Source organism: Streptomyces albicerus, assembly GCF_008905045.1.
GTDB lineage: Bacteria > Actinomycetota > Actinomycetes > Streptomycetales > Streptomycetaceae > Streptomyces > Streptomyces albicerus.
In genome coordinates this window covers 43,552-55,968 of the sequence record NZ_VWMY01000025.1, presented here as the reverse complement: position 1 = coordinate 55,968, position 12,417 = coordinate 43,552, and the positions used below count along the sequence as shown (strand labels likewise).

Genomic DNA, 12,417 nt, shown 5'->3' with positions numbered 1-12,417 from the left:
CTCGTGACGAACCTTGTCAACCGTACGCCTACGTTCCTACGCCTCTTCGGGCAGCTCACCCACCCGGTTCTCCCACTTCGTGGAGAGGACGATCGTCGTGCGCGTACGGGAGACGCCCTTCGTCCCGGACAGTCGGCGGATCGTCTTCTCCAGTCCGTCCACGTCCGGCGCCCGCACCTTGAGCATGAAGGAGTCGTCACCGGCGATGAACCAGCAGTCCTCGATCTCGCCCAGGTCCTTCATCCGGCGCGCCACGTCCTCGTGGTCGGCCGCGTCGGAGAGCGAGATGCCGATGAGGGCGGTGACGCCGAGGCCGAGCGAGGCCGCGTCGACCGTCGCGCGGTAGCCGGTGATGACGCCGGCGGCCTCCAGGCGGTTGATGCGGTCGGTGACGCTGGGTCCCGACAGTCCGACGAGGCGTCCCAGCTCCGCGTATGAGGCCCGGCCGTTCTCCCTGAGGGCCTGGATGAGCTGCCTGTCCACCGCGTCCATGCGATCGATAGCCTTCCGCTGAAGAGTTCCTGAAGTGATGAGTGGGTACTGCTGCGTTGCTCGGATTACCGCTGTACTGACTACCGCTGTACTCAGATCGTGCGTGAGCCGCCGCCGAGTTCGCCCTCCCAGCGGCGGTAGAGCGAGTGCCCGACGCCCGCCGCGTCCAGCACCCGCCCGGCGACGAAGTCCACCAGGTCCTGGATGTGCGTGGCGCCCGCGTAGAACGCCGGGGAGGCCGGCAGTACGGTCGCGCCCGCGTCGTCCAGTGTCACCAGATGCCGCAGGGTCTGCCCGTTCAACGGGGTCTCGCGGACGGCGACGACCAGCTTGCGCCTCTCCTTGAGCGTGACGCTCGCGGCGCGCTGCAACAGGTCCTTCGAGAGGCCGAGCGCGACTCCGGCGACGCAGGCGGTGGAGGCGGGCACGATGAGCATGCCCTTCGAGGGGTACGAGCCCGAGGACGGCCCCGCCGCCAGGTCCCCCGCGCTCCAGTGACGTACGTCGTCGACGTCCACCTCGAACGTGCCGGGTTTCCCGTCCGCCCCCCGCGCCAGCCAGCCCCGCAGGTCCTCCTGCCAGTGCGCGTCCCGGAAACTGATCCCGGTCTCGTCGAGCAGAGTGAGCCGTGAGGCACGGGAGATGACGAGGTCGACGCTCTCCCCGGCTTGCAGGAGCGCGCGCAGCACGGCAGCGGCATACGGTGTGCCGGACGCGCCGGACACCCCTACGATCCAAGGCGTACGCGCCGTCTCTCCTGGCTTGGCTGGGTTCACGACACCGAGCCTATCCGGCGCCGTGGGGTGGGAACCGGACGAGGGGGCGCAGCCGTTCCACGGAGTGGACGAGCAGTGGGGGTTGCCATGTCACGTACCGGGCTGGAATGGACGCGCGGAGATCGCGCGAAGACCGCCGCCAAGCTGATGGTGGGCTGGGTGGGACTGCTGTGGCTGCTCGAAGTGGTCGACGTGGTCAGCGGCCATGAGCTGGACGGCCTCGGCATCATGCCGCGCACGCCCTCCGAGCTGGTCGACGTCGTGCCCGCCTCCTTCATCCACTTCGGCTTCGCGCACGTGGCCGCCAACACCGTGCCCCTGCTGGTCTTCGGCTTTCTCGCGGCCCTCGGCGGGCTGCGCCGCTTCGCCGCCGTCTGCGCGCTGATCATCGTCGCCGACGGCCTGGGCGTCTGGCTCGTGGCGCCGTCGGGCACGAACACGGCGGGTGCCTCCGGCCTGATCTTCGGCCTCTTCGGCTTCCTGCTGGTCAGCGGCTTCGTCGAGCGCCGGCCGATCGGCGTCGTCGTCGGCCTGCTGGTCGGCGCGGTATGGGGCAGCTCGATCCTCGTGGGCCTCGCGCCCACACAGACCGGCGTCAGCTGGCAGGGTCACCTGATCGGTCTGGTGGCGGGCGTGGCGGCGGCGTTCCTGTTCCGCCGCCGGGCGACCACCCCGCCCGAGCTCATACGGTGAGCCCGCGCACCAGCAGATCCAGCAGCGCACACACGAACAGGGCGATCCCGATGAAGCCGTTGACGCTGAAGAAGGCGCGGTTGACGCGGGTCAGGTCGTGGGGCTTGACGATGGAGTGCTCGTAGAGGAAGGCGGCCGCGACGATCAGCAGGCCGAACCAGAAGAAGACTCCCGCGTCGGTGGCCAGCGCGTACCAGACGAAGAGGGCCGTGGTGAGCGCGTGGCAACCCCTCGCTCCCCAGATCGCGGCCGGGATGCCGAAGCGCGCCGGGACCGACATGACGCCGATCTCGCGGTCCGTCTTCACGTCCTGGCAGGCGTAGATCAGGTCGAAGCCGCCGATCCAGATGCCGACCGCGAGCCCCAGGATCACCGCGTCCCAGGACCACTCACCGGTGATCGCCAGCCAGCCGCCGACCGGCCCCATCGCCTGCGCGAGACCGAGGATCGCCTGCGGGAAGTTCGTGAACCGCTTGCCGTACGGGTAGACGACCATCGGGATCACGGCGATGGGTGCGAGGGCCAGGCACAGCGGGTTCAGGAGCGCGGCCGCGCCGAGGAAGAAGACCAGCGCGACCAGCGCACCCGTCCAGGCGTGCTTCACCGACATGGCACCGGTGACCAGCTCGCGGTGGGCCGTACGAGGGTTACGGGCGTCGATCTCGCGGTCGATGATCCGGTTCGCGGCCATGGCGAAGGTCCGCAGCCCGACCATCGCGACGGTGACGAGCAGCAGCCGTCCCCAGTGGATGTTCCCGTCCAGCTGGTACATCGCCGACAGCGCCGCGATGTACGCGAAGGGCAGCGCGAAGACGGAGTGTTCGATCATGACGAGGCGCAGGAACGCCTTGGTGCGCCCGGGCTGCGGAAGCGCCGCTGATGCGCTGCTCACGAGAGTCCGTACTCCTTCCAGCGTCGGTCGACCTTCGCCGCGGTCTCCGGGTCGGAGAGCACCATGTCGGGCCAGCCGCCGTCCCGCGTGTAGCCCTCCTCGGGCCACTTCTTCGTCGCGTCGATGCCCGCCTTGCCGCCCCAGAACTGCTGGTAGGAGGCGTGGTCGAGGTGGTCGACCGGGCCCTCGACGACGGTGAGGTCACGGGAGTAGTCCGTGTTGCCCAGCGCGCGCCACGCGACCTCGTGCAGGTCGTGGACGTCGCAGTCGGAGTCGACGACCACGATCAGCTTGGTCAGCGACATCATGTGGGCGCCCCAGACGGCGTGCATCACCTTCTGGGCGTGCTTCGGGTACTTCTTGTCGATCGCGACGATCGCGCAGTTGTGGAAGCCGCCCGCCTCGGGGAGGTGGTAGTCCACGATGTCCGGCACGATGATCTTCAGGAGCGGCAGGAAGAAGCGCTCGGTGGCCCGGCCCAGCGGCCCGTCCTCCGTCGGCGGGCGGCCGACCACGATCGACTGGAGCAGCGGACGCCTGCGCATCGTCACGCAGTCGATCGTCAGCGCCGGGAAGGGTTCCTGCGGCGTGTAGAAGCCGGTGTGATCGCCGAAGGGGCCTTCGGGGAGCATCTCGCCGGGCTCCAGCCACCCCTCCAGCACGACCTCGGCCTGCGCCGGCACCTGCAGCGGCACCGTCTTGCAGTCCACCATCTCGATCCGCTTGCCCTGGACGAACCCGGCGAAGAGGTACTCGTCGATGTCGCCGGGCAGCGGGGCCGTGGCCGCGTACGTCACCGAGGGCGGGCACCCGAAGGCGATCGCGACCGGCAGCCGCTCGCCCCGCCGTGCGGCCACCTGGTAGTGGTTGCGGCTGTCCTTGTGGATCTGCCAGTGCATGCCGATGGTGCGCTTGTCGTGGCGCTGGAGCCGGTAGAGCCCGAGATTGCGGATGCCGCTCTCCGGGTCCTTGGTGTGGGTGAGCCCCAGGTTGAAGAAGGAACCGCCGTCCTGCGGCCAGGTGAAGAGGGCGGGCAGCCGGTCCAGATCCACCTCGTCACCGTGAAGCACGACCTCGTGCACCGGCGCGTTGTCGGATTTGATCTTCTTCGGCGGTACGTGCGTCATCGCGCCGAGCTTCCCGAAGGCCTCGCGCACGCCGACGAACCCGTGCGGCAGCTCCGGCTTGAGCAGTCCGCCGATCTTCTCGCTGATCTCCTCGTACGACTTCAGGCCGAGCGCCTTGAGCAGGCGCCGGTCCGTTCCGAAGACGTTCATCGCGAGCGGCATCGCCGACCCGCGTACGTTCTCGAAGAGCAGGGCGGGGCCGCCCGTCTTCTGTACGCGGTCGACGATCTCCCCGACCTCCAGATGCGGGTCGACCTCGGCCTTGATGCGCTTGAGGTCGCCCTCGCGCTCCAGCGCACGGAGCAGGGAGCGAAGATCGTCGTAAGCCATGCGTTCCAGTATCGGCTACTCGCTACGCTGAACCTGTAACGGGGGCCGCTTCACGTGGCCCCGATCTCCACACGCAGGGGGACCGCCGCATGCTTCGGGTGCTGATGATCCTGGTGCCGTTGGCACTCAGCATCTATGCGTTCATCGACTGCATCACCACCGATGAGAAGGAGATCCGGTACATCCCCAAGCCCCTCTGGGCGATTCTCGTGCTGCTGTTCCCGCTCGTCGGCTCCATCTCCTGGCTGATCGTCGGCCGCGCGCGCACGCCGCGCGGTGCCTCCCCGTCCGGCCGCCGTGGCGGCTGGGTCGCGCCCGACGACAACCCCGAGTTCCTCAAGTCCCTCAAGGACGACGGCAAGGACGGCACCAAGGGCGACGATCCGACGGACGCCGCGAAGAACGACGACGCCCTCCTCAAGGACTGGGAGGACGACCTGCGCCGCCGCGAGGAGGAGCTGAAGCGGCGGGAGGGCGGGACCGGCGAGGGCCCCGACGACTCGGCACCGCCGAAGTCCTGACCGCGGCGGGCCTTTCTTCGCCCCGCCACATCGGCAAGCCCACCGGTTCGGGAGATGCCTAGGACCTAGGAGGGCGTTGGAGCGGCAGCGGGGAGTAGGCCCGCTGCCTTCACGGCCGTCCAGAAGTCCGGTGGGACGGGATGGTTGAAGAGATCCACGCTCCCGGCCACCTCGTCGGCCGAACGAGCGCCGACGACCACGCTCGCGACGGCGGGGTGCCCGAGAGGGAACTGCACGGCCGCCGCGAGAAGCGGCACGTCGAAGTCCGCGGACACCCGCCTCAACGCCCCGATACGCGCGGTCAGTTCGGCAGGGACCGACGCGTATCCGTGCGGAGCACCGGGCCGAGGATCGGCCAGCAGCCCCGACTGATAGACCCCCGCGGCCATGACGGCCACTCCCCGCTCGGCACACAGCGGCAGCAACTCGTCGAGTCCCGACTGATCGAGAAGGTTGTAACGCCCGGCCAGCAGCACACAGTCGGGACCGGGCGAAGCGGCTTCCTTCAGGAAACGGGCCGCCACAGGGGCGTGGTTGACGCCGAGCGAGACGGCACCGATCACACCCCTGGCCCGGAGTTCGGCCAGCGCGCGATACGCCTCTCCCACCGCCGCCCCGAAGTCCTCGTCGGGATCGTGCACATGAAGCACGTCGACACGGCCGAGCCCCAGCCGCCCCAGACTCTCCTCGACCGAACGCATCACCCCGGCGTACGAGTAGTCGAGCCGGGGCCCGACGCCCGCCGGGGGGTCTGCCCAGATGGGCTGGGTGTCGCGGCCTCCCGGTTCGATGAGCCGGCCGACCTTGGTGCACAGCACGTACGCGTCCCGCGGCCGCGACGCGAGAGCCGCGCCCGTACGGGTCTCCGAGCGCCCGTACCCGTACACGGGAGCCGTGTCGTAGAGCCGTATGCCCAGCTCCCAGGCGGTGTCGAGAGTGGCGGCCGCCTGTTCCTCCGGCACGGGCTCGAACAGGCCGCCCAGGGAAGCGAGTCCCAGCCCGAGACGGCTGACCGGAAGTCCCGTGCGGCCCAGCGGTGCGAGATCGTCGGCCCTCATCACCGGCCTCTTCCCACTCCGCCGCACGCCCACTCCGCGGCACGCCCTCGGGCTCCGTTCGGTCGGGTCTTCGACTTCCGGTCGGGATGCCCGGCTTGGCGACCCACCTGACCGCACCTTTACGAGATCCGCAGCAGCAGCTTCCCCGTGCTCGTCCGTCCGCCCATCAGCCGGTGCGCCTCCGACGCCTCCTCCAGCGGGAACTCCGCGGTCACCGGCAGCGACACGACCCCGTCGGCCACGGTCGCGAACGCCTTCGCCGTCAGCTCGCGCAGAGCATCCGGCGCGGTCTGGGCCAGGGTGAGGATGGAGAACCCGGCGACGGACAGGCCGGTGGGGTACAGCTCCGGCTGGCCGACCCTCCACGGCTCGGCCGAGCTCGCGTTGCCGAAGGAGACCAGGCGGCCGAAGACGGCCAGGGAGGCGAGGGAGGCCTTGAGGGTCTCGCCGCCGACCGGGTCGAGGGCCAGGTCGACGCCCCGGCCGGCCGTCGCGGCACGGACCTCGTCCACGAAGGAGCCGGCGGAGGAGCCAGCGGAGGAGCTGACGGAGGAACCGGCGGAGGAGGCTACGAAGATGTCGTCGTAGCCGTGGTCAAGGGCGTGCTTGGCCTTCGCGGCGCCGGACACGACCCCGAAGACACCTCCGGCTCCCGCCGCCTTCGCCAGCTGCCCCACCACCGTGCCGACTCCGCCCGCCGCGCCCTGCACGAGCACCGTCTCGCCGGGCTGCAGCCGTCCCACCGCGTGGACGAGGGCGTAGGCGGTCGGTACGACCGTCGGGAGCGTGGCGGCGGTGCGCAGATCCACGCCGGACGGCACGGGGAAGACTGTCGCCGCATCCGCCACGACCACCTCCGCGTACGCCCCGCCGTCCGTGAGGGCCGCCACCTCCTGGCCCACATCCACGCCGGAGACGCCCTCCCCGAGCGCCCGCACCCGGCCCGAGATCTCAAGCCCGGGGGTGAAGGGGAGGGACGGCACCCGGTAGCCCTCGCCCCGCGCCTTGAGGTCGGCGAAGTTCACCCCGGTGTACGCCACGTCGACGCTCACCTGACCGGGACCCGGCTCGGGCACCTCCGCCTCCACCGTCCTGAGGACCTCGGGACCGCCGTACTCCTGGACCTGAACCGCGCGCATGCCGCACTCCTTGCTCGACTGCTCCGAGTTTCATACTGTTCAATGAAAAGCGAACACTCCGGAGTGTATGGTTTTCATCGAACACTCGGCAAGTGCCTGGGAGGCGGACATGGCGGAGCGCACCACCACCGGTCACCGGGCGGCCCCCGAGCACACCCACCCCGACGACGTCCCGGTCCTGGCCGCCCTCGCCGCCCTCGCGGACCCCGTACGCATCGCGCTCGTACGGGAGCTGGCGGGCTCCCCCGTCTGGACGCGCAGCTGCGGCAGCTTCGACGTGCCGGTCGGCAAGGCGGCCCTCAGTCACCACTTCTCGGTCCTGCGCGGCGCGGGCCTCGTCGAGCAGCGCGACGAGGGCCCCAGGCGCGTCAACCGACTCCGCCGCGAGGAGTTCGACGCCCGCTTCCCGGGACTGCTCGCGCTGGTCCTGCGCGAGGAGTGACCGGGCGTTCCCGAGGGCGCTCCCGGTGCGGGCCGCCAAGACGGCCCGCTACATCAAGTAACGGGCTGCGGAGGAGCGGACGCCGTGCTCCTGCCGCAGATGCCGTCTCAACAGCACGTTGGTGTCGGTCTCCGCACTGCCGTTGAACCAGGCGCGGGCGTCGTCCCGGCGTATGGCGAGTTCCGTACACGTAGGGCAACCGGGGACAGGCGAGGGCGGGCGACTCAGGTCCCCTCCCTGTTCCTGTTCCTGCCCCCCTTCCCTTTCCTCTCCCTCCTCCCTTTCCGTCTCCTGACGTACCGTCACAGTGTCTGTCCCGAACGCTTGTTGGCCGCCTTCAGTGCGGCGGCCAGTCTTTCGTCGGCCGTGGCCGGGCGGATCCGCTCCGGGTCCGCCTGCCACTCCCGGCCACCTCCGATGGGGCGCAGCATCGCGTACGGGCCTGTCGTGTCCCGGTACTCGCCGACCCGTTGCGTCACCGGGTCGTAGACGAGGGCCCCCGGTTCCGGTGCTGTTTGTGCTTCCACTGACGCTCCGTACGTTGGGTCATTACTCTGGGTGCATCAAGCGTTGCTCAACGGAACGGCCCGTTTCAACGCATGGCGCGTGCCACTGGCGCACTGTCACGGAGGGGACGGACCCTGTGAGTCGACGCAATGCCGAAGGGGGTTCGGCGGCCACGACCGCCGCCGTGTTCGGGGAGGTCCTGAAGCACTTCCGCGAGGCGGCCGACCTCACACAGGAGGGCCTGGCCCGCAAGATCCCGTGCGACCGCTCGCACGTGGCCCGCGTGGAGGCGGGTACGCGGGTTCCGCAGGACACCTTCGCCAAGTCGTGCGACGAACTGCTGGGTACGGGTGGGGTGTTGGTGCGGTTGTGGGGCCGGATTGACTGGTATCCGCAGGTGGAGCATCCGGACTGGTTCCGGCGACGGGCCGAGATGGATGCGGTGGCGGTGGCCTTGCGCGAGTATCAGGAACGGGTCGTCCCCGGGCTGTTGCAGACGGAGGACTACGCGCGGGCGCTGTTCGACCGCCGACTCAGGAACCCCGAAGAGGTGGAGGAGCGGGTCCGGGCCCGGCTGAGCCGACAGCAACGCTTCCTGGACCCCGACGGCCCGTTCTACGCCGTCGTTCTGGACGAGAGTTGTCTGCGCAACGCGGTGGGAAGCCCGACTGTCATGCGCGACCAGTGTGCGCACCTGCTGCGCGTCGCGCGGCACCCCAACATCCACCTCCAGGTCACTCCGGCCGACCTCTTCGGACTCGACCGTCCCAGCGGCTCCATTTCGTTGATCACGTTGCCGGACGGGCACCAATGGGTCTACTCGGAAGCGCTGGACCGTGGCCTTTTCAACGACGATCCGGCCGTCTACGCGCGGCACAGCCGTACCTATGATGTGCTCAGGGCGGACGCTCCGTCAGCCCGCGAATCCGCCGCTCTGATCAGCGACGCGATGGAGGGGTACGAGCATCATGGACAAGTACGAGCTGAGCGCGGCGACTTGGACCAAGAGCAGCTACAGCGACGCCAACGGCGGCAACTGCATCGAAATCGCCCCCGGTATCCCCGGCGTCGTCCCCGTCCGTGACAGCAAGAAGCCTGACGGACCCGCCCTGGTCTTCGAGCGGAGCGCCTGGGTGGTGTTCGTGTCGGACGTACGGTCGCGCTGAACCCCTGTGGTGGGGCTAGCTGCACCACAGGTTCGGGAGGTCGCTTCATGGTGGCGGCAAGCGGGCGGCGGCATGGTTGAACCCAGAAGGTCCCAGAGGTTCACGGCCTCTCCGTCCGGAAGGAAACCGTCATGAACATTCCCACGGCCGACCTGACCAATGTCATCGCGACGCCGGAGAGCGAGCTCGCCCCGCTGCTCGCCGCCTGGGACCTCGCCCACCCCGCCGTCGCCGACGACCCCGAGTGGCGGCACCTGCTGGACGAGATCGCCCACCCGCGCACCACCGAGGCGTTCTACCGCCTGGCTGCGGCCGCCGGGAACTGAGCACGCAGCACCGCGTACAGCCCCGCGCTCACCACGAAGCCCACCAGACACGTGATGTCCCCGAAGGACGGCCACTGCTCGGGCACCCACCCCACGTACTTCTCCTGGTTGGAGAAGAACGGGACCGACACCGCGATGCCGGTCAACAGGGCGGCGATCCCCGGCCAGTTGGTGAAGGCGCGGTCACCGAGACGCGGCGACAGCTCCTCGACGGGCGTACGCGACCGGGCCCACCGCTCGACCAGCACCACCCCCAGCCACGGCCCCACCCAGTACGCGATGACCAGCAGGAACGCCTCGTACGCATGCCCCGCGTCGGCCAGTGAAGCCCACGCGGCGGCCGTACCCGCCAGCCCGGACAGCACGACGAGCGCGCTGCGGCCGAGCCAGGGCGGCAGCCGCAGGCCGAGCGACGTGATGGACATGGCGGAGGAGTAGACGTTGATGGCGTTGGCCGAGACCGCGCCCAGGATGATGGCGAGCAGGACCAAGTCGCTCAGCCAGCCCGGCAGATGGCCCGTGAAGGCGGCCGTCGGGGTCGCGCCCTCCGGCGCCACGATCGTCGCCGAGGCCGCGCCGATGACGGCCACGACGGCGATGGAGACGAAGAGGCCCACAGCCGGGTAGAGGGCGGTGCGCAGGCGGGACGCCGTCGGCGGGAGGTAGCGCGAGTAGTCCGAGGCACCCGGGTTCCAGCCCGCCGTGTAACCCCAGGCCGCACTGAAGGCGAGCAGGAAGCCGCCGATGCCACCGCCCGCGCCCGGCGCCCCGAGATCGGCCTCGCGGAACGTCCACACACCGGCCAGCAGGAACACCACCGCCAGTACCGGGAACGCGTACCGCTCGAAGACGTGCACGAAGTTGTGCCCGATGAACCCGATGACGATCTCGCTCGCCACGACGATCAGGAGCGAGGGGAGTGGCCGGAGGCCGGTGAGGGTGTTGAGCGCGAACGCCGCACTCACGCTGTTCACGGCGAACCAACCCACGCCCGCCACCAGGGCGTTGACCCCGGACGGCAGCAGATTGCCCCGGTAGCCGAAGGCGAACCGTCCGATGGCCATCTGCGGCACCCCGAAGCGTGGCCCGTCGAGGGACAGCACCCCGTGCGTCACCGCACCCAGCGCCGTGCCGAGCAGCAGTGCCGCCGACGCCTGCCAGAAGTTGAGCCCGAAGAAGAGGACCGAGATGACGCCGATGTAGACCGTCGCGAACTCGATGTTCGGCGAGGCCCACGTCCACAGCAGCTGTCGCGGGGTGCCGTGCCGTTCGGCGAGGGGGATGGGCTCCGAACCCGCCGTCTCTACGGCGATCACCTTGTCGCCGTACTCGGGGGCCTGGGGCACGGGGGTACTGGCCGGAGCAGTCGTCATGCCCGGTAAGTGTCCGGCCCGCGCGCGCCCGGGCCCAGGGGCGCATTGTCCGCTTCGGGGGGCTCGTCGGCGTACACCTTGTACGCGGCATGGGTTGGGATGTTTCTCGCCCCGGCCGCCCCTACCCGTCCCATCCTCCTGGGGCTCCGCCCCAGACCCCGCTCCTCAAACGCCGGAGAGGCTGAGAACCCGGTGACGAACCCGGTTGACGCTCCGCGGCCCGCGCGATTCCCTGCCGCTATGACTGATCTTCGTATCGAGCGGGTCGGCGCGGACGACTCCGCGCCCAAGTCCTTGCTCAAGGACTGGCAGCACGTGCACAACGTGATCGTTCCGCCCGCCGCCATGCCCATCGACGAGGTGCGGGAGCGGGCCGGGCGGAACCACCTGGAGGTCGCGTATCTCGGTGACCTGCTGGTGGGGTGTACGACGGTGCGGCCGCCCACGGACGACGACACGGCGACGGCCACGGTGATCGCCCGGGTGCTCCCGGCCCATCGTCGGCAGGGGTTCGGCGAGCAGCTCTACGTACGAGGGCTGGCGCTGGCGCGCGAGATCGGGGCCAGGACGATCGAGACCGTCGTGCTGGCCGCCAACACCGAGGGGCTGCGGTTCGCGGAGGCGCATGGGTTCGTGGAGTTCGACCGGTATGTGCTGCCGGGCGAGAGTGCGCTGTGGATCGATCTGCGGCTGGCCTGAGACGCGCCCTCTCCCGCCTGTCGTATAGGACAGGAGTTGGCCTAGACGGCTCCTACTGTCGTCATCCGAGGTGTCCGACACCAGGGAGCACACGATGAGTTACGTCAACCGCATTCAGCCGGACGGTACGCCAACCTGGATCGACCTCCGGGTACCGGACCGCGAGCGCGCGCTGGAGTTCTACGGCGCGCTCTTCGGCTGGGAATACGACAAGGAGGCCGCGGAGACCGGCCTCGGCACGGTGTGCCTGCTGCGCGGCCGGCCCGTCGCGGCCATCGCGCAGGCCCCGGCCGCCACGGGCGCCGGCTGGACCATGTACTTCGCCACCGCGGACTGCGACGGCACCGCCAAGCGCATCACGGACGCGGGCGGTTCCCTGCTCAAGGCACCGACCGACGTCGGGGAGCAGGGCCGCACGGCCATCGCCGAGGACCCGGTCGGCGCCCGCTTCGGCCTCTGGGAGGGTCGGGCGCACCTCGGCTGCGAGGTCGTGAACGAGCCCGGGTCGCTCGTACGGAACGACCTGGTCACCGCGGACCCCGAACCCGCCCGGGCCTTCTACACCGCCGTGTTCGACTACACCCTGGACCTCAACGAGACCCTCCCGGACTTTGACTTCACCTTCCTGCGCCGCCCGGACGGCCACGAGATCGGTGGCATCTTCGGCTTCCCGAACGCTCCCAGGTCCGTCTGGGCGACCACGTTCGAGGTGGCCGACACGGACGCGGTGGTGCGGCACGCCATCGCGGCGGGCGCCACGGCCGACGCCCCGGAGGACAGCCCCTACGGCCGGATCGCCACGATCACCGACCCCTTCGGTGTGGAGTTCTCCGTCATCACGAGGGCCGCGTCCTAGCCTGCGCCCGCGACTTTCGT

The 12,417-nt window shown here is 69.9% G+C and carries 16 protein-coding genes; 8 read left to right on the top strand and 8 right to left on the bottom strand.

Annotated elements, in window-relative coordinates; genetic code table 11:
* Positions 1–36: 36 nt before the first annotated feature.
* Both GAS53_RS23255 and GAS53_RS23250 read right to left on the bottom strand, forming a co-directional pair.
* Complete coding sequence (locus tag GAS53_RS23255) at positions 37–492, bottom strand: Lrp/AsnC family transcriptional regulator (protein WP_151479619.1); 456 nt, start codon at positions 490–492, stop codon at positions 37–39.
* A gap of 92 nt (positions 493–584) precedes the next feature.
* A complete protein-coding gene (locus GAS53_RS23250; protein WP_151479618.1) occupies positions 585–1,268 on the bottom strand; it encodes a UbiX family flavin prenyltransferase in 684 nt (227 codons plus the stop codon).
* A gap of 87 nt (positions 1,269–1,355) precedes the next feature.
* Between GAS53_RS23250 and GAS53_RS23245 the strand changes: the two genes are divergently transcribed.
* Positions 1,356–1,961, top strand: coding sequence for a rhomboid family intramembrane serine protease (locus tag GAS53_RS23245; protein WP_151479617.1), 606 nt, complete (start codon positions 1,356–1,358; stop codon positions 1,959–1,961).
* On the opposite strand, the gene mqnP is transcribed toward GAS53_RS23245, so the two are convergent.
* Together mqnP and GAS53_RS23235 are read right to left on the bottom strand one after the other, a co-directional pair.
* The gene (mqnP, locus tag GAS53_RS23240; protein WP_151479616.1) at positions 1,951–2,853 is read right to left on the bottom strand and encodes a menaquinone biosynthesis prenyltransferase MqnP; all 903 of its coding nucleotides are present in this window, start codon (positions 2,851–2,853) and stop codon (positions 1,951–1,953) included. The genes GAS53_RS23245 and mqnP overlap by 11 nt on opposite strands.
* Positions 2,850–4,310 (bottom strand): menaquinone biosynthesis decarboxylase, encoded by a 1,461-nt coding sequence (locus GAS53_RS23235; protein ID WP_151479615.1) that lies wholly within the window; start codon positions 4,308–4,310, stop codon positions 2,850–2,852. The genes mqnP and GAS53_RS23235 overlap by 4 nt, the downstream gene beginning before the upstream one ends.
* Positions 4,311–4,399: 89 nt before the next feature.
* Here GAS53_RS23235 and GAS53_RS23230 point away from each other — a divergent pair, with 89 nt between their 5' ends.
* Entirely contained in the window at positions 4,400–4,831 is a 432-nt protein-coding gene (locus tag GAS53_RS23230) for a PLD nuclease N-terminal domain-containing protein (protein ID WP_151479614.1), read from the top strand.
* 65 nt (positions 4,832–4,896) lie between these two features.
* Here GAS53_RS23230 and GAS53_RS23225 read toward each other — a convergent pair whose 3' ends face one another.
* Together GAS53_RS23225 and GAS53_RS23220 are read right to left on the bottom strand one after the other, a co-directional pair.
* Positions 4,897–5,889: an aldo/keto reductase gene (locus GAS53_RS23225; RefSeq protein WP_151479613.1), complete on the bottom strand. Its 993-nt coding sequence runs from the start codon at positions 5,887–5,889 to the stop codon at positions 4,897–4,899.
* A 119-nt stretch (positions 5,890–6,008) separates the two neighbouring features.
* A complete protein-coding gene (locus tag GAS53_RS23220; protein ID WP_151479612.1) occupies positions 6,009–7,028 on the bottom strand; it encodes a quinone oxidoreductase family protein in 1,020 nt (339 codons plus the stop codon).
* Positions 7,029–7,137: 109 nt separating this feature from the next.
* On the opposite strand from GAS53_RS23220, the gene GAS53_RS23215 reads away from it, so the two are divergent.
* Positions 7,138–7,470, top strand: a complete 333-nt coding sequence (locus tag GAS53_RS23215; protein WP_151479611.1) for an ArsR/SmtB family transcription factor — start codon at positions 7,138–7,140, stop codon at positions 7,468–7,470.
* 302 nt (positions 7,471–7,772) lie between these two features.
* On the opposite strand, the gene GAS53_RS58015 is transcribed toward GAS53_RS23215, so the two are convergent.
* Positions 7,773–7,997 carry a hypothetical protein gene (locus tag GAS53_RS58015; protein ID WP_151479610.1) on the bottom strand — a complete coding sequence of 75 codons (225 nt, stop codon included), beginning with the start codon at positions 7,995–7,997 and terminating at the stop codon, positions 7,773–7,775.
* A 116-nt stretch (positions 7,998–8,113) separates the two neighbouring features.
* Between GAS53_RS58015 and GAS53_RS23205 the strand changes: the two genes are divergently transcribed.
* The 3 genes from GAS53_RS23205 to GAS53_RS23195 all read left to right on the top strand — a co-directional run bounded on the left by GAS53_RS23205 (position 8,114) and on the right by GAS53_RS23195 (position 9,469).
* Positions 8,114–9,061, top strand: a complete 948-nt coding sequence (locus GAS53_RS23205) for a helix-turn-helix domain-containing protein (protein ID WP_192583247.1) — start codon at positions 8,114–8,116, stop codon at positions 9,059–9,061.
* A complete protein-coding gene (locus GAS53_RS56440; RefSeq protein ID WP_225859049.1) occupies positions 9,018–9,143 on the top strand; it encodes a DUF397 domain-containing protein in 126 nt (41 codons plus the stop codon). Before GAS53_RS23205 ends, GAS53_RS56440 begins: the two co-directional genes overlap by 44 nt.
* A gap of 131 nt (positions 9,144–9,274) precedes the next feature.
* Positions 9,275–9,469: a hypothetical protein gene (locus tag GAS53_RS23195; protein WP_151479608.1), complete on the top strand. Its 195-nt coding sequence runs from the start codon at positions 9,275–9,277 to the stop codon at positions 9,467–9,469.
* Here GAS53_RS23195 and GAS53_RS23190 read toward each other — a convergent pair.
* Entirely contained in the window at positions 9,439–10,842 is a 1,404-nt protein-coding gene (locus tag GAS53_RS23190) for a purine-cytosine permease family protein (RefSeq protein ID WP_151479607.1), read from the bottom strand. The genes GAS53_RS23195 and GAS53_RS23190 overlap by 31 nt on opposite strands.
* A gap of 240 nt (positions 10,843–11,082) precedes the next feature.
* Between GAS53_RS23190 and GAS53_RS23185 the strand changes: the two genes are divergently transcribed.
* Together GAS53_RS23185 and GAS53_RS23180 are read left to right on the top strand one after the other, a co-directional pair.
* Complete coding sequence (locus GAS53_RS23185) at positions 11,083–11,541, top strand: GNAT family N-acetyltransferase (RefSeq protein WP_151479606.1); 459 nt, start codon at positions 11,083–11,085, stop codon at positions 11,539–11,541.
* Between the two features lie 94 nt (positions 11,542–11,635).
* Positions 11,636–12,397, top strand: coding sequence for a VOC family protein (locus tag GAS53_RS23180; protein ID WP_151479605.1), 762 nt, complete (start codon positions 11,636–11,638; stop codon positions 12,395–12,397).
* Positions 12,398–12,417: the final 20 nt, after the last annotated feature.